10 protein-coding genes are annotated in these 17,093 nt (G+C 70.5%); 9 read left to right on the forward strand and 1 reads right to left on the reverse strand.

Annotation, left to right across the window (positions count from 1 at the left end; genetic code table 11):
• The first annotated feature begins 139 nt into the window (after nucleotides 1-139).
• From PHA84_RS00580 to PHA84_RS00620, 9 genes are all read left to right on the forward strand, one after another.
• Nucleotides 140-1,171: an EamA family transporter gene (locus PHA84_RS00580; protein WP_270886137.1), complete on the forward strand. Its 1,032-nt coding sequence runs from the start codon at nucleotides 140-142 to the stop codon at nucleotides 1,169-1,171.
• Nucleotides 1,172-1,312: 141 nt separating this feature from the next.
• On the forward strand, nucleotides 1,313-1,966 hold the full coding sequence (locus PHA84_RS00585; protein WP_270886138.1) for a 50S ribosomal protein L25/general stress protein Ctc: 654 nt from the start codon (nucleotides 1,313-1,315) through the stop codon (nucleotides 1,964-1,966).
• Between the two features lie 70 nt (nucleotides 1,967-2,036).
• Complete coding sequence (pth, locus tag PHA84_RS00590; protein WP_270886139.1) at nucleotides 2,037-2,648, forward strand: aminoacyl-tRNA hydrolase; 612 nt, start codon at nucleotides 2,037-2,039, stop codon at nucleotides 2,646-2,648.
• Between the two features lie 84 nt (nucleotides 2,649-2,732).
• A complete protein-coding gene (locus tag PHA84_RS00595) occupies nucleotides 2,733-3,383 on the forward strand; it encodes a NeuD/PglB/VioB family sugar acetyltransferase (RefSeq protein ID WP_270886140.1) in 651 nt (216 codons plus the stop codon).
• Nucleotides 3,384-3,749: 366 nt separating this feature from the next.
• Complete coding sequence (locus PHA84_RS00600; protein ID WP_270886141.1) at nucleotides 3,750-5,291, forward strand: sugar transferase; 1,542 nt, start codon at nucleotides 3,750-3,752, stop codon at nucleotides 5,289-5,291.
• 118 nt (nucleotides 5,292-5,409) lie between these two features.
• Nucleotides 5,410-6,513, forward strand: coding sequence for a Gfo/Idh/MocA family protein (locus PHA84_RS00605; RefSeq protein ID WP_270886142.1), 1,104 nt, complete (start codon nucleotides 5,410-5,412; stop codon nucleotides 6,511-6,513).
• Nucleotides 6,510-7,505 carry an NAD-dependent epimerase/dehydratase family protein gene (locus PHA84_RS00610; RefSeq protein ID WP_270886143.1) on the forward strand — a complete coding sequence of 332 codons (996 nt, stop codon included), beginning with the start codon at nucleotides 6,510-6,512 and terminating at the stop codon, nucleotides 7,503-7,505. The genes PHA84_RS00605 and PHA84_RS00610 overlap by 4 nt, the downstream gene beginning before the upstream one ends.
• A gap of 100 nt (nucleotides 7,506-7,605) precedes the next feature.
• On the forward strand, nucleotides 7,606-14,631 hold the full coding sequence (locus PHA84_RS00615; RefSeq protein WP_270886144.1) for a DUF4082 domain-containing protein: 7,026 nt from the start codon (nucleotides 7,606-7,608) through the stop codon (nucleotides 14,629-14,631).
• Between the two features lie 82 nt (nucleotides 14,632-14,713).
• The gene (locus PHA84_RS00620) at nucleotides 14,714-15,817 is read left to right on the forward strand and encodes a glycosyltransferase family 2 protein (protein ID WP_270886145.1); all 1,104 of its coding nucleotides are present in this window, start codon (nucleotides 14,714-14,716) and stop codon (nucleotides 15,815-15,817) included.
• A 44-nt stretch (nucleotides 15,818-15,861) separates the two neighbouring features.
• Here the strand turns inward: PHA84_RS00620 and PHA84_RS00625 are convergent, their stop codons facing one another.
• Nucleotides 15,862-16,980 carry a glycosyltransferase gene (locus tag PHA84_RS00625; protein WP_270886146.1) on the reverse strand — a complete coding sequence of 373 codons (1,119 nt, stop codon included), beginning with the start codon at nucleotides 16,978-16,980 and terminating at the stop codon, nucleotides 15,862-15,864.
• Nucleotides 16,981-17,093: the final 113 nt, after the last annotated feature.

A 17,093-nucleotide genomic window follows, 5' to 3' on the forward strand; every position in this document is an offset into this window, starting at 1 on the left:
CGTCATGAGTGTAATCGCATTGGGTGCTTACATCGCAGCGGCCCCCGGCCGCGAAGCCTGCTCCAGCGAGACAAGCGGGGAGAGGCGCGAGACGGCAAGAGACCAGTGAGAGACAAGTGAGAGACAAGGTGGACCTGCGATGAGGGCGACTCGACCCGCTGGACTCGGGCTCTGGTTCGCGGTCGCCTCGGCGGCCACCTTCGGGACCAGCGGACCGTTCGCCAAGTCGCTCCTGCAGGAAGGGTGGAGCTCCGGCGCAGTCGTCCTGCTGCGCGTCACGGGCGCTGCGCTGGTGCTGGCAATCCCCACCGTGATGGCCATCCGGGGGCGGTGGGCGCTGGTCCGCCGCAACCTCGGCGCGGTCGCGGCGTACGGCGTCGTCGCAGTGGCCGGCTGCCAGGTCAGCTACTTCTACGCCGTACAACGGCTCTCCGTCGGCGTCGCGCTCCTGCTGGAGTACCTCGGCGTCGTGCTCGTCGTGCTGTGGGCCTGGTTGCGGACCCGCCGGGCTCCTGCGCGGCTGACGGCGACCGGGATGGTGGTCGCCCTGGCTGGGCTCGCGCTGGTGCTCGACCTGGCTGGCCAGGCTCGCCCGGACCTGGTGGGGGTTCTGTGGGGCCTGCTCGCAGCGGTCGGCCTGGCGACCTACTTCGTCATCGCCGCACACGACTCCGGCCTGCCGCCGGTCGCCCTCGCCGGTCTGGGGATGGGCCTGGGAGCCGCGGTCCTCGCGGTCCTGGGCGCGGTGGGACTGGTGCCGATGCACTTCTCGAGCGCCGGCGTGCGGCTGCTCGGCCGGACGCTGCCGTGGTGGCTCCCGGTGGTCGAGCTCGCCCTCGTGGCAGCGGCGGCGGCCTACCTGCTCGGCGTCGTGGCCGCGCGCCTGCTCGGATCCACCGTGGCCGGCTTCGTCGGGCTCACCGAAGTGCTGTTCGCGGTGCTCTTCGCCTGGCTCCTGCTCGGGGAGCTGCCCGCACCCGTGCAGCTTGCGGGCGGGGTGCTGATCGTCGCCGGCGTCGTCTGCGTCCGGCTCGGGGAGCTGCGGCAGGCCTCGAGGGACTCGGCCGAATCCATCCGGAGCGCCGAGGACGACTCGGACGACTCGGACGACTCCGACGACTCCGACGGTTCCACCTCGCCGGATTTCCCTCTCCCTGCGGGCGTCGCCTAGACTCTCGGGGTTGCCTCGGCGAGGGACACTGCACGGCTCAGGCCGACACGTCCGTGATTCGACGCGGTGTGGTCTCCGTGCTGCGCCCCGCGTCGAGGCCCACCGCATCCTTCAGCTCTCCCACCTGCCCCAGGAGTTTTCGTGTCTGACAACAAGCTCGTCGCTGAGAAGCGCACGCAGTTCGGCAAGGGCGCTGCCCGCAAGATCCGCCGGGACCACAAGATCCCCGCCGTCATGTACGGCCACGGGGCCGAGCCGGTGCACATCACGCTCCCGGGCCACGACACCATGATGGCTCTCAAGGTCGCCAACGCCCTGCTCACCATCGTCGTCGACGGCCAGGAGCAGCTAGCCCTTGCCAAGGACGTCCAGCGTGACCCCATCAAGCCGGTCATCGAGCACGTCGACCTCGTCGTCGTGCGCCGCGGCGAGAAGGTCACCGTCGACATCCCGATCCACGTGGAGGGTGAGGCCGCTCCCGAGACGGTGGTGACCATCGACGCCCAGACGATCCAGCTGGAGGCCGAGGCCACCCACATCCCGGAGAGCGTCGTCGTCTCCGTCGAGGGCCTCGAGGCCGGCACGCAGATCAAGGCCTCGGACCTCGAGCTGCCGTCCGGCTCCACCCTGGTGGTCGACGGCGAGACCCTCGTCGTCAACATCACCGCGCAGATCTCCCCGGAGGCGCTGGACGCCGAGCTCGCCGAGGCGGACAGCGAGGCGGGTATCGAGCACGGTGCCCCTGCCCAGGCTGAGTCCGCCGAGGGCGGGGCGGCCGTGCCCGCGGAGGCCTGAGCCACGCGCTGTCGTATGCCGGAGGGCCAGGTCCGTCTGTGGACCTGGCCCTCCGGCATACTGTCCGCCCGTGAGTGATGAAGGCGGGACCGGCCCCTGGCTCGTGGTCGGGCTCGGCAACCCGGGCCCGCGCTATGCGGGGAACCGGCACAACGTCGGCGCCATGGTCGCCGACGAGCTGGCTGCTCGAGGCTCGGTGAAGCTGAGCTCGCACAAGGCCCGGGCGGCGGTGGCGACGGTGCGGGTCGGCGTGCAGCCCGGAGGCGCGCCGGGGCCCGCAGCGGTGGTCGCGGTCCCGGCGGCGTACATGAACGAGTCGGGCGGCCCCGTGAAGGCGCTCATGAAGTTCTTCTCCGTCGACGTGGACCGGCTCGTCGTCGTGCACGACGAGCTCGACATCCCTGCCGGCGACGTCCGGCTCAAGAAGGGTGGGGGAGAAGGTGGGCACAACGGGCTGCGTTCGGTGAGCTCGGCGCTGGGCACGAAGGACTACCTGCGGGTGCGGGTCGGCATTGGGCGACCGCCGGGACGGATGGACCCGGCCGACTTCGTGCTCCGCGACTTCTCCCCGACCGAGCGCAAGGAGCTGCCCTTCCTCGTCGCTGACGCCGCGGACGCGGTCGAGCTCATGGTGACCCAGGGCCTGCTTCCGGCCCAGCAGCGGTTCCACAGCCCGACCTGACCGAAGGGCCCGAGGGCGTCCACCGTACGGCCCAGGATGGTCGATCACGCCACGCCTGCCGCCCGGGGGTCCTAGTTTGGCGCTGTGGGCACTCCGATCATCCTGGTGGCAGCCGGTGGGCTGGCCCTGGAGACCGCGGAGGCGGCGTCCGCGGCGGGCTGGACCGTCCGCGGAGCAGTGGACGACGACCCGCAGCGGTGGGGTGCTCTGGCGGGGGGCTGGCTCCCGGTGCTCGGTGGGACAGACGCCTTGCGACAGCATGAGGACGCGTCGGTCGTCATCTGTGCCGGCCGCGGGCCGGCCAGAGCACAGATCGCCGAGCGCGTGGAGGCTCTCGCCGGACCGTCCCGCTACGGGACCGTAGTACACCCGTCGGTGCTGGTCCCCGGCTCGTGCACGGTCGGTGAGGGGTCCATCCTGCTCGCCGGCACCGTCCTGACCGCCAACGTGACGATCGGCAGACACGTGGTCTGCATGCCGCACGTCACCCTCACCCACGACGACGAGGTGCACGACTTCGTCACCTTATGTGCGGGCGTGACACTCGGCGGCTCCGTACGGGTGGGGACCGGGGCCTACCTCGGGATGTCCTCCGCGGTCCGCGAGGGAGTCCGTGTGGGAGAGGGCTCGACGCTGGGGATGGGCGCCGTACTGATCCGAGACCTCCCGGACGGAGACACGTGGGCCGGGGTGCCCGCTCGCCGGCTGGACGCCGGCTCAGTGGTCGCACAGTAGCCTCCTCGCAGCAGTCGCACGTAGTCATTGACTAGTCACTGACTATTTCTTGGTCCGGGCCCTGCGGGGCCGCCACCGAGCCGCCGCCCCGTCGCCGCGGCTGGCGGTGCCCGCGAGGGACGCCAGCCCACGCATCCCGGCCCATCTTCCAACCACCGCAGAGATCTGCTCCGCCGACCGGACGAGTGCCCTACGACATGGACAGTAGGCGCGATGTCCAGAGCGTCTAGCGTCTGCGGCGTAGTCACCGAAATGTGTTGTGTTTCAACCCGATTCGTACGGAGTGGTGCACCACCGAAAGCTCTGTCCGAGCGCGGGGCGCGGGGCTACCGTGCTGACGAACACCTCGCTCGGGGAGAGGGACGCATGACGGATTTTGCAGGGGCTGACTGGCGAGAGGCGCTCATGGGGCGGCAGGCGGTACTAAGAGCCGATGCCCGGGCGAGCCGGACGGACGAGGAGGGGCGTGGCGCGGGGGACGCGGACGCCGGCATGGGGCCGGTCTCGCGGCAGCGGACGTGGAACCGGGCGTACCGGCGGCGGGCGGTGCTGGCGGACCTGGCCGTGGGAACGTTGACGGGCCTCGTGACGGCCGTCGGCGCGCTGCCCGGCGGCTCGCTCGCGCAGCGGGCGCTGGTGCTGGCCGCGGTCCCGGTGTGCTGGGTCGTGACCCTGGCGTTGTCGCACGGCTACGAACGACGGTTCGCGGGCGCTGGTCCCGAGGAGTACCGGGCCGTGATGCGTTCCGCGCTCTTCCTCGTAGGTGCCACCGCCCTCGTGTCGTACGGCCTCGAGCTCGACCTGCCTCGAGGGCTGCCGCTGGTCGTGGCTCCGATGCTCTTCCTGCTGGGCCTGTACGCCCGTCACCTGTTGCGCCGCGACCTTTACCGCCGCCGGGCGCTGGGTCGGGAGACGCAGAGCACGGTCATCATCGGGAACGCCCGCTCGGTGGTCGCGATGATCCGAGAGATCAATCGCGCCCCCGACCAGGGCCTCAAGGTCGTCGCCGCCTGTGTCTCGGGGCTGAACCTGTCCGGCGACGTGCCTTCGCAGGTGGAAGGGGTCCCGGTCTTCGGCTATCCCGAGGAGGCCATGTCCGCCGTCGACCTCTTCGACGCGCAGGTCGTGGCGGTGTCCAGCGACCCGGACCTGCACGGACCCGAGCTCCGCCGGCTCGCGTGGTCCCTGGAGGAGCGGGAGGTGGACCTCGTGGTGTCGCCGGGGCTCCTGGGGGTGGCCGGACCGCGGCTGTCCATCCGCCCGACCGCCGGGATGCCGCTGCTGCATGTCGAGCGTCCCGTCATGTCCGGCGGCAGACGCGTCGTCAAGGCCACCGTGGAACGCCTGCTGACCCTGGTGCTCGCCCTGGTGGCGTTGCCGGTCCTCGTCCTCATCGCCATCGCGATCCGGGTCGACTCTCGGGGACCGGTGCTGTTCCGGCAGCAGCGGGTGGGTGCCCAGGGCCGGGTGTTCAACATGGTGAAGTTCCGCACGATGTGCGTCGACGCGGAGGCCCGCCTGGCCCAGCTGCGGGGGGATGCCGGCAACGACGTGCTCTTCAAGATGAAGGACGACCCCCGGGTCACCAGGGTCGGTCGCATTCTGCGTCGCTTCTCCCTCGACGAGCTGCCGCAGCTCATCAACGTCGTGCGCGGCGAGATGGCACTGGTGGGCCCACGGCCTCCGCTGGAGCGCGAGGTTGCCGCGTACGAGCCCGACGCCGTCCGGCGGCTGCGCGTCAAGCCAGGGCTGACCGGTCTCTGGCAGGTCAGTGGTCGCAGCGACCTGTCGTGGGACGAGTCGCTGCGTCTGGACCTGTGGTACGTCGACAACTGGTGCCTCGTCCTGGACCTCCAGATCCTCGTCCGGACGGCCAGGGCGGTCCTGCGCGGCGCAGGAGCCTACTGATGAGCATCGTGCGCGTGGGTGGCTTCGGCCTACCGCAAAGGGACGATGCCGGTACGGCGCTTGCCGTCGATCGTGGGGTTCCGGACTCGGGGGCGGCCCTCGAGGGGAGGGGCGTGTGATGCCGTTGCGGGCAGCAGTCATCGGAGCGGGCTACTGGGGACCGAACCTGGTGCGGAACTTCAGGTCCAGTCCCGACTGGGACCTCGTCGCGGTGTGCGACCTCGACCCGGCCCGCGCCGCGCGTGTGGTGGGCGACAGGAGCACCGTGGAGGTCGAGACCTCCCTGGAGGCCCTGCTGGCTCGACCGGACATCGACGCCGTGGCCGTGGCAACGCCCGCCCAGACCCACTGCGGCATCGCCCTCGCGGCCCTGGAGGCCGGCAAGCACGTACTCGTGGAGAAGCCGTTGGCCTCGACGCTCAGCGACGCGACGAGGATGGTGGACCGCGCCGAGGAGCTGGGTCTGGTCCTCATGTGCGACCACACCTACTGCTACACCCCGCCCGTCCAGCACCTGCGGGCGCTGGTCCACAGTGGTGAGCTGGGCGACATCCTGTTCGTGGACTCCGTACGCATCAACCTCGGCCTCGTGCAGCCGGACGTGGATGTCTTCTGGGACCTGGCGCCGCACGACCTCTCCATACTGGACTTCGTCCTGCCGCACGGTCTTTCGCCTCTGGAGGTCTCGGCGCGCGGCTCCGACCCGATCGGCGCAGGAAACTCCTGTCTGGGGTACCTGACGATGCCCATCGGCCACGGAGCGATCGCGAACATCCACGTGAACTGGCTGAGCCCGACCAAGATCCGGCACACCGTCGTGGGTGGCAGCCGCAAGACGGTGGTGTGGGACGACCTCAACCCCCAGCAGCGGCTGTCGGTGTACGACCGGGGCGTCGACCTCGAGCTCACCGCCGGCACGGCCGACGCCGCAGAGAAGCGTGCGGTGAACGTCAACTACCGGCTGGGCGACATGTACGCACCGGCCCTGCCGGAGCGCGAGGCGCTCGGCCAGATGGTGACCGAGTTCGCCGACTCGATCCACGAGGGCCGGGCGCCCTTGACCGACGGGCGTGCCGGGTTGCGAGTGCTGGCGGTCCTGGAGGCGGCGTCGGAGAGCCAGCGCCGCGCCGGCGCCATGGCTCCGGTCGCTCTGACAGACCTGTACGCGCAGAGGCACGGCTTGGGCCAGCCGGTCGGGGTCGGCGTGGGGCTACTGCGATGACCGGCCTGCGCGGCGCTGCGGTGCTGGTCACCGGAGGAGCCGGGACCATCGGCTCCACGCTCGTCGACCAGCTGCTGATGGCGGGCGTGGCGCACGTCGACGTGCTGGACAACCTGGTCCGCGGACGGGTCGAGAACCTCGGCTGCGCCCTGGCCTCAGGTCGGGTGACGCTCGTCGAGGGCGACCTGCGTGACCGCGACCTGGTCCACGATGTCACGCGGGGCAAGGACCTCGTCTTCCACCAGGCTGCCATCCGCATCACCCAGTGTGCGGAGGAGCCGAGGCTGGCCCTCGAGGTCCTCGTCGACGGCACCTTCACGGTGCTGGAGGCCGCGGCTCAGCACGCCGTCGACAAGCTGGTCTTCGCGTCCTCGGCGTCGGTCTACGGGCTGGCGGAGTCGTTCCCGACCGACGAGCGGCACCACCACCACAACAACGACACGTTCTACGGCGCCGCCAAGTCGTTCAACGAGGGCATGGCGCGCAGCTTCCGCGCCATGTCGGGGCTCGACTACGTCGGTCTGAGGTACTTCAACGTGTACGGGCCCAGGATGGATGTCCACGGGCTGTACACCGAGGTGCTCGTCAGATGGATGGAGCGCATCGCCGACGGCCAGCCACCGCTCATCTATGGGGACGGCCACCAGACCATGGACTTCGTCTTCACCCGCGACGTGGCGCGGGCGAACGTCCTGGCCGCCGGCAGCGACCTGTGCGAGGGCGTCTACAACGTCGCCAGTGGCACCGAGACGAGCCTGCTCGGCCTCGCCCAGGCGTTGCTCCGAGCCATGGACTCCGACCTCGCGGTCGAGCATGGCCCGGATCGCGCCGTCAACGGCGTGACCCGCCGACTGGCGGACACGAACGCGGCGGCGCGGGACCTGGGGTTCACCACGGAGGTGGAGCTCGAGGACGGTCTGCGCGAGCTCGTCGAGTGGTGGCGCCCGCAACGGGCCGCAGTGGCAGCGGGCCGCACGTTGTACCGCCCATGACCGAACCCCGCATCATCACCACGGCCTGGAGGGACTGACGATGGGTCTCCGACGCAGCACGAGGGCGGTTGCTTCGGAGCGCTCCCCTCGCTCCACCACTGTGGGACGCCGTGTCCTCGCCGCCATCGCCGCGTTCGCAGCAGGAGCGGTCGGTCCGCTGGCGCTGGTCCAGACGCCGGCGGGGGCGGCAGGGCCGTGCGGGCCGCCGGTCGTGAGCGTGGTCGCCTGCGAGAACACCCAGACCGGTGACCCGGCCAGCGACTGGGAGATCACCGGAGCGGGCTCGACGTCCATCCAGGGGTTCGCGACGTCGATGTCCGTGAACGCGGGCCAGACCGTGCAGTTCAAGGTCAACACGCCCTCGACGAGCTACCACTTCGACATCCTGCGGCTCGGCTACTACCAGGGCAACGGCGCGAGAAAGGTCGCCGCGAACCTGAGGCCGTCCGCCACCCTGCCGCAGAGCCAGCCCCCCTGCCTGGCGGCTCAGGACTCCACTGGCCTCATCGACTGCGGCAACTGGGGGGTGTCGGCGTCCTGGACCGTGCCGTCGACCGCGGTGTCCGGGGTCTACATCGCGCACCTGGTCCGCGACGACGCGACCGGGGGCAGCCACATCACCTTCGTCGTCCGCAACGACGCGGGCCACTCCGACGTCCTGTTCCAGACCTCGGACCAGACGTGGCAGGCCTACAACACCTATGGAGGCAACAGCCTCTACTCGTGCGCGACGAACTGCCCCCCGGGCAGCCCGGCCGCGTACAAGGGCGCCTCCAAGGTGTCGTACAACCGGCCGTTCCACACGGCCGAGGACGACCAGGGCGGTCGTAGCTGGCTGATGTACGCCGAGTACCCGATGATCCGGTTCCTGGAGCAGAACGGCTATGACGTCGCCTACACGAGCGGGCTGGACACGTCGACGGCGGCAGGCGGCGCCCTGCTGACGAACCACAAGGTCTTCATGTCAACCGGTCACGACGAGTACTGGTCCGGGGTGGAGCGCACGAACGTCGAGGCGGCCCGCGACGCGGGTGTCAGCCTGGCGTTCTTCTCCGGCAACGAGGTCTTCTGGAAGACCCGCTTCGAGCCGAGCATCGACGGCACGAGCACCCCCAACCGGACGCTGGTCTGCTACAAGGAGACCCACTACGACGGGGTCGTCGACCCGAAGGACCCACCGACCTGGACCGGCACGTGGCAGGACCCGCGGTTCAGCCCGCCGGGCGACGGCGGCAAGCCGCAGAACGCCCTCACCGGCCAGCTGTTCATGGTGAACTCCGGGACGACGGACATCCGGGTGCCGGCCCAGTACTCCGCGCTGCGGTTCTGGCGCAACACGGCGGTGGCCAGCCTCGGCACCGGGCAGACGCTGACGCTGGGCAGCGGTCTCGGCACCCTCGGGTACGAATGGGACGTCGACCCGGACAACGGGTTCCGGCCGGCCGGGACGTTCCGTATGTCGTCGACCACCACCACCAGTGCCGAGGTGTTCACCGACTACGGCAGTACGACCATCACCCCGGGGACCGCCACGCACAACCTCACGCTGTACCGGGCGCCGAGCGGCGCGCTCGTCTTCGGGGCGGGGACCGTCCAGTGGTCGTGGGGGCTGGGCGACCCGCAGAAGACCCCTGACCGGAACATGCAGCAGGCGACGGTGAACCTGTTCGCCGACATGGGCGCCCAGCCGTATGCCCTCGCCACCGGTCTGACCCTCGCCACCGTCTCGGCCGACAAGACCGCACCAACGTCCGCGGTGACGTCTCCGGCGGCCAACGCCAGCATCGGTGACGGCGCGAAGCTGACGGTCAGCGGGACGGCGGCGGACACGGGAGGCGGGGTCGTCGCGGGCGTCGAGGTCTCCACCGACGGCGGCACGACGTGGCATCCGGCCACCGGGACGACGAGCTGGACCTACAGCTGGGTGGCCCACGGCCGGCCCACTGCCACGATCAAGACGCGCGCCGTCGACGACAGCGGGAACGTCGAGGTGCCGTCTGCCGGAACGACCGTCAACGTCGGCTGCACCTGCTCCATCTTCGGTGTCGGCTCGGCCCCCACCACCGCGGCCACGGGGCCCGCCGGTGGCGTCGAGGTCGGGGTCAAGTTCAAGTCGGACGCCTCCGGGGTCGTCACGGGCCTCCGGTTCTACAAGGCCAGCACCAACACCGGCACCCACATCGGGAACCTGTGGAGCTCCTCCGGGACCAAGCTGGCCTCCGTCACCTTCAGCAACGAGAGCACGTCGGGGTGGCAGCAGGCGACGTTCTCCAGCCCGGTCGCCATCAACGCCAACAGTACGTACGTCGCGTCCTACTTCGCTCCCACCGGGCACACCGCCCTGGACGACATGTACTTCTACGCCAACCCGTCCCCCGGGCCGTATGCCAGCGGCAGCGTCGACAGCCCGCCACTGCACGCCCTGCGCAACGCCAACGGCACCCTCAACGGGATGTTCCAGGACAGCAGCACGAGCACCTTCCCGACCGACAGCGACGGCGCCACCAACTACTGGGTCGACGTGATGTTCAACCCGAACACCGGCCCGGCGACCGCCCCAGGGGCGCCGACGACCGTCACCGCCACCCCGGGCAACGCCTCCGCGCAGGTCTCGTGGACGACACCCTCGGACGGCGGTAGCCCGATCACGAGCTTCAAGGTGACGCCGTACATCGGGACGACGGCCCAGACCCCGACGACGGTTCCAGGCAACCCCCCGGACACGACGGTCACCATCAACGGCTTGAGCAACGGCACGGCCTACACGTTCACGGTCTCGGCGACGAACGCCGTGGGCACCAGCCCCGTGTCCGCCTCCTCGAACCCCGTCACTCCGACGGAGACGAGCTGCACCGCCTGCACGATCTGGTCCTCCACGACGGTTCCCAACACCACCGACCAGGGCGACCCCGGCTCGATCGAGCTCGGGACCAAGTTCAAGGCGGACGCCAACGGGCAGATCAAGGGGATCCGCTTCTACAAGAGCACCGCCAACACCGGTACCCACATCGGGAGCCTGTGGACCTCGGCCGGTACCAAGCTCGCGTCGGCCACCTTCAGCAACGAGACCCCTTCAGGCTGGCAGCAGGTCAACTTCGCGAGCCCCGTGACGATCACCGCCGGCACCGTGTACGTCGCCTCCTACTTCGCCCCGGCGGGCCACTATGCCTCGGACACGGGCTACTTCGCCGCCTCCGGCGTGGACAACGGTGCCCTGCACGCCCTGCGGGACGGCGTGAGCGGCGGTAACGGCGTCTACCGCTACGGCACGAGCAGCGTGTTCCCCAACAGCACCTTCAACTCGGAGGGCTACTACGTCGACGTCGTCTACTCGACGGTCCCCGCCAGCGCGCCCGCCGCACCGTCGAACGTGACGGCTACGGCAGGGAACGCGACGGCGACGGTGAGCTGGACCGCACCATCGGACGGTGGCAGCACCATCACGAGCTACACGGTCACGCCCTACATCGGAGGGTCCGCGCAGACGTCGACCACCGTGAGCGGCAGCCCACCGGCGACCACCGCGACGTTCACCGGACTGACCAACGACACCGCCTACACGTTCCGCGTGTCCGCGACCAACGACGTGGGCACCGGCCCCGTGTCAGCCGCATCGCCCGCAGTGACGCCGTCGGCCCCCCACCCGCCCGGCGCCCCGACGAACGTCACCGCCACCGCCGGGAACGGTTCGGCCACCGTGAGCTGGACCGCGCCCTCGAACGGAGGTAGCGCGATCACGAGCTACACCGTCACCCCCTACCTCGGCTCGACGGCGCAGACGCCCACGACCGTGACGGGCAGCCCGCCCGCTGCCAGCACCACCGTCCTCGGGCTGACCAACGGCACGGCGTACACGTTCACGGTCTCGGCGACGAACGCCCTCGGGACGGGCGCCGAGTCGGCGCCGTCCGACCCGGTCACCCCGACCGGGACCACGACGCCCGCTGCGCCGACCGGCGTTGCTGCAACTGCCGGGGACGCGTCCGCGGTGGTGACCTGGACAGCCCCGCCGAGCGGGGACAGCGCGGTCACGAGCTACACCGTCACCCCGTACATCGGGTCGACGGCTCAAAGTGCGACGACGGTCAGCGGGAGCCCACCGGCCACGACCGCGACGGTCAACGGGCTCACCAACGGCACTGCGTACACCTTCACGGTCTCCGCCACGAACGCCGTGGGCTCGGGGCCCGACTCGGCGCACTCCGCGCCCGTGACGCCGGCAGCCGTCTGTACGGCCTGCACCATCTGGCCGTCCTCGGCGACGCCGGCCAGCCCGAGCATCGCCGACACCTCGCCGGTGGAGCTCGGCGTGAAGTTCAAGACGGACGTCAACGGCTCGATCACCGGGATCCGGTTCTACAAGGGCACGGGCAACACCGGCACCCACGTCGGGGCGCTGTGGAGTGCTTCGGGGACGAAGCTGGCGTCCGTGACGTTCACCGGCGAGAGTGCGTCGGGCTGGCAGCAGGCGACCTTCGCCACAGCGGTCCCCGTCACGGCCGGCACGGTGTATGTCGCGTCCTACTTCGCTCCCGCGGGCCACTACGCCGGTGACGGCGGCTACTTCGCCACCGGCATCGACGGCGACCCCCTCAACGCTCTCCAGGACGGTGTCAGCGGGGGCAACGGCGTCTACGGCTACTCCGCGACCGCGAGCACCTTCCCGTCCAACAGCTTCAACTCGACGAACTACTGGGTCGACGTCGTGTTCTCGAACGCGCCGGCCGCCGCGCCGGTGGTTCCGGCCGCCCCGACAGGAGTGACGGCGACGGGCGGGGACGCCTCGGCAGCGGTGTCCTGGACCGCTCCCGCCGACGGTGGCAGCGCGATCACGCGCTACACGGTGACCCCGTACGTCGGGTCGACGGCGCAGGCGGCGACGACGGTCAGCGGCAGCCCACCGGCCACGACCGCCACAGTCACCGGACTGACCAACGGCACGGCGTACACGTTCAAGGTGTCCGCCACCAATGCCGTTGGCACGGGCGCCGCCTCGGCCTCGTCCAGCCCAGTCACCCCGGCGGCGACGACGTGCACTGCGTGCACCATCTGGCCGTCCACCGCCTCGCCGACCAACGCCAGCACCGCGGACGGGTCGCCGGTGGAGGTCGGGGTGAAGTTCACGTCCGACGTGAGTGGCTCGGTCACCGGGATCCGGTTCTACAAGGGCACCGGCAACACAGGCACCCACGTCGGGTCGCTCTGGTCGGCTACTGGGACCAGGCTGGCGTCGGTCACCTTCACGGGCGAGGCAGCCTCGGGGTGGCAGCAGGCCACCTTCGCGACTCCTGTGGCCATCACGGCCGGGACGGTGTACGTCGCGTCATACTTCGCCCCGGTCGGTCACTACGCCGGCGACGGCGGGTACTTCACCACGGCGGTCGACAACGCGCCCCTGCACGCGCTGAAGGACGGCACCAGCGGTGGCAACGGCGTCTACGCCTACGCGGGCACGAGCACCTTCCCCTCCAACACGTTCAACGCCGGGAACTACTGGGTCGACGTGCTGTTCTCCACATCGTCGCCGCCGGCGGCTACCGCCCCCGCTGCTCCGAGCGGTGTCACGGCGACCGCCGGGGACGCCTCGGCAGCGGTGTCCTGGACCGCTCCCGCCGACGGTGGCAGCGCGATCACGCGCTACACGGTGACCCCCTACGTCGGGTCGACGGCGCAGGCGGCGACGACGGTCAGCGGCAGCCCGCCGGCCACGACCACCACAGTCACCGGACTGACCAACGGCACGGCGTACACGTTCAAGGTGTCCGCCACCAATGCCGTTGGTACGGGCGCCGCCTCGGCCTCGTCCAGCCCAGTCACCCCGGCGGCGACGACGTGCACCGCGTGCACCATCTGGCCGTCCACGGCGGCGCCGGCCAACCCGACCAACACCGACAGCTCGTCCGTGGAGCTGGGCGTCAAGTTCACGTCCGACGTCAGCGGCTCGGTCACCGGGATCCGGTTCTACAAGGGCACCGGCAACACGGGCACGCACCTGGGGTCGCTGTGGTCGGCGACCGGCACCAGGCTGGCGTCCGTGACCTTCACCGGCGAGACCGCTTCCGGCTGGCAGCAGGCCACCTTCGCGACTCCTGTGGCCATCACGGCCGGAACGGTGTACGTCGCGTCGTACTTCGCCCCGGTCGGTCACTACGCGGGCGACGGCGGGTACTTCACCTCGGCGGTCGACAGGGCGCCCCTGCACGCGCTGAAGGACGGCACCAGCGGTGGCAACGGCGTCTACGGCTACGCGGGGTCCAGTGGCTTCCCGACCAGCACCTTCAACGGGGCGAACTACTGGGTCGACGTGCTGTTCTCCACGTCGTCCCCGCCGGCGGCTACCGCCCCTGCTGCTCCGACCGGTGTCACGGCGACCGCCGGCAACGCCTCGGCAGCGGTGTCCTGGACCGCTCCTGCCGACGGTGGCAGCGCGATCACGAGCTACACCGTCACCCCGTACGTCGGGTCGACGGCGCAGGCGGCGACGACGGTCAGCGGCAGCCCGCCGGCCACCACGGCCACGGTTACCGGCCTGACCAACGGCACGGCGTACACGTTCAAGGTGTCAGCGACCAATGCCGTCGGGACAGGGGCCCTCTCGGCAGCGTCCGGCGCCGTCACGCCGGCAGCGCCCACCTGCACCGACTGCACCATCTGGGCCGCCACCGCGACGCCGGCGACGGCTGACGTGGCGGACCCGTCCTCAGTGGAGCTGGGCGTGAAGTTCACGTCCGACGTGAGCGGTTCGCTCACCGGGATCCGGTTCTACAAGGGTCCGGGGAACACCGGCACGCACGTCGGGTCGCTCTGGTCGGCCACCGGCACCAGGCTGGCGTCGGTCACCTTCACGGGCGAGACAGCCTCGGGGTGGCAGCAGGCAACCTTCGCGACCCCGGTGGCCATCACGGCTGGGACGGTGTACGTCGCGTCGTACTTCGCCCCGGTGGGGCACTACTCCGCGAACGGCGCCTACTTCACCACGGCCGTTGACAACGGGCCCCTGCACGCCCTGAAGGACGGGGTCGCGGGTGGTAACGGGGTGTACGGCTACGGTGCGTCCAGCGTCTTCCCCACCGAGACGTTCAACGCCGCCAACTACTGGGTCGACGTGCTCTTCTCCACCGGGTAGCGGCGACGGCGGAACAGGCACACAGGGCAGCGGCAGACATGAAGGAGATCGGGATGGGCCACCGGACCGCGGAGCCTCGGGAATGAGCACAGCATCGGGGACGAGTGCAGGCTCCGGCCTGGGCACGGTCAGCGTCGTCATCCCGTGCTACCGCTACGGGCACTTCCTGGAGGAAGCGGTACGCAGCGTGCTGGACGACCAGGAGGGTGTGGACGTCCGAGTGCTCATCATCGACGACGCCTCGCCGGACGACAGTCCCGAGGTGGCGTCGAGGATCGCTGCTCGCGACGCGCGGGTCGACGTCATCCTCCACCAGACGAACAAAGGGAACATCGCCACCTTCAACGAGGGTCTGCTGGACTGGGCCGACGGCGACTACACCCTGCTCATGTCCGCCGACGACCGCGCCACTCCTGGCGCCCTCGGTCGTGCCAGGGACCTTCTCGACGCCCACCCGGAGGCTGGGTTCGTGTACGGACACTCGCTGTGGTTCACCGACGGTGAACCCGTCCCGCCGGCGCGCACCACCGTCCGCGGCTGGTCGGTCTGGTCGGGGCAGTGGTGGCTCGAGCAGCGGTTCCGTCAGGCGGAGAACCCCATCACCTCTCCGGAGATCATCGTGCGTACGGCGCTGCAGAAGCGGGTGGGCGGCTACGACCCCCTGCTGCCCAAGGCCGCCGACATGGAGATGTACATGCGGCTTGCGGCCTACGGCGACGTGGGCTTCATCCGTGGAGTGGACCAGGCCTACTACCGCGTCCACGGACAGAACATGAGCAAGGCGGTCAGCGCCCTGATGGACCTCCGCCAGCGGCGGTCCGTCCTCGAGGTCGTGCTGGAGCGGTACCGGGACGTCCTGGCGGACCCACAGCATCTCTGCGAGGTCGTCCACCGTCAGCTGAGCGAGGAGGCGCTGTGGGCGGGTGGCCGCGTCTACGACCGCGGACGGCTGCGCCGCAGCGAGGTGGGCCGGGTGCTGCTGGGTGCAGGGGCGCACGAGCTGGAGCAGGACATCGAGGAGCTGCTCGCCTTCGCGCAGGACTGCTGGCCCGACGTGAAGCGGCTCCCGCTCTACCGCACTCTGCAGGATCGAGACCGGCTCGGGGCTCGCGAGCTGCTCTACCTCCTGGAGCACAAGGGCGAGTGGTGGCTGCGTCGTAGGTCCTGGAAGTACCGCGGCTACTGACGCCCGGGCCGAGTCACGCCCGACGTCAGGCTCAGGCCACGAGGTCAGGCAGGTACCCCCAGCTGCCGGGTGAGGAAGTCGGTCAGTGCGGTCGCGCTGGCCCGGGGCGACAGCTCCGCGACCCGCTGTAGCCCCAGTGCCGAGTACTCGTCGCGGACCTCGGGCCGCAGCATCCGTTCCATGGCGAGCGCGAGGCTGTGGTGGTCGCCCCGGGGAACGAGCAGACCGTACCTGCCGTGCTGCGTCACGAAGCGCGGGCCACCACCCTGGGCGTCGGTGGAGATGACCGGGCAGCCCACGCTCATCGCCTCGGTGAGCACCTGGGCGAAGCCCTCCTCGTCCGAGGGCAGGACGAACGCCCAGGCGCGCGCGGCGAACTGCAGCGGGTCGTCCACCCACCCGACGGTCTCGACGTCGGCCTCGAGGCCCAGCCGGCGGATGTGGTCGTCGGCGTCGGCCCGGCCGGGGCCCTCGCCGACGACGAGCAGCCGGGCGTCATGGCGCCGACGCACCTCGGCGAAGGCCTCCACCAGGAGGTCGAGCCGCTTCCAGTACGTCATGTTCGAGGTGTGCACGAAGACCGGTCGCTGCGCGTCGCCGAGCCAGGGATGGGGAGCAGGTCCGAGCACCCCGGTGAACGCGGGCATGGGGTTCGGCACCAGTCCCACCGAGTCCGGGTCCAGCCCGCACCAGGCGATGATGTCGTCGCGCACCGTCGGGGACGGGCTGGTGACGCCGTGCGCAAACCGGTACGTGGCCTTCGCCGCCCACTTGTTGTCCTTCCAGTTGCTGGCGTGCGAGAACTGGATGGGGTGGTCCTGCACCAGGACCAGCTTGCCTCGCCAGCCCCGAGGGGTCCGGGCAACGAGCGAGGCTGCCAGGCCGACGAAGTTGGCGTGCACCTGGCGCGTGATCAGGACGTCCGGTCTGCGCTCTCGCAGGTATCCGACCAGCGCCGGCACGGACCGGGAGATCCGGTCGACTCCCAGGCGGTGGACCTGGACAGCCGCCGGCAGCCAGGCAGGAGCGGGGTCGTCGCTGTACGCCACGAGGTCCACCTCGACCCCTCCGGCCTCCACGAGACCGAGGGCGAGGCGGCTCGCGACGTTCCCGTGCGCGCGTCTGCTGGGACTGTCGACGAGAAGGGCGACACGGATCGTCATCTGTACCTGCTCTGGTAGTCGTAGCGGGTAGTTCCGATCGCCCTGCCGCGGGAACGCACCGCCCAAACTATCCAGCGCCGCCGGACCCGCGCTCGGTCCTCTGTCGGGTGACG

The organism is Pedococcus sp. 5OH_020 (genome assembly GCF_027812955.1).
Taxonomy (GTDB): Bacteria; Actinomycetota; Actinomycetes; order Actinomycetales; family Dermatophilaceae; genus Pedococcus.

Excerpts from the sequence above, each read along its gene's own strand:
- PHA84_RS00580 (WP_270886137.1), top strand. The coding sequence starts at position 140 with ATGAGGGCGACTCGACCCGCTGGACTCGGGCTCTGGTTCGCGGTCGCC.
- PHA84_RS00600 (WP_270886141.1), top strand. The coding sequence starts at position 3,750 with ATGACGGATTTTGCAGGGGCTGACTGGCGAGAGGCGCTCATGGGGCGG.
- PHA84_RS00605 (WP_270886142.1), top strand. The coding sequence starts at position 5,410 with ATGCCGTTGCGGGCAGCAGTCATCGGAGCGGGCTACTGGGGACCGAAC.
- PHA84_RS00610 (WP_270886143.1), top strand. The coding sequence starts at position 6,510 with ATGACCGGCCTGCGCGGCGCTGCGGTGCTGGTCACCGGAGGAGCCGGG.
- PHA84_RS00620 (WP_270886145.1), top strand. The coding sequence starts at position 14,714 with ATGAGCACAGCATCGGGGACGAGTGCAGGCTCCGGCCTGGGCACGGTC.
- PHA84_RS00625 (WP_270886146.1), bottom strand. The coding sequence starts at position 16,980 with ATGACGATCCGTGTCGCCCTTCTCGTCGACAGTCCCAGCAGACGCGCG.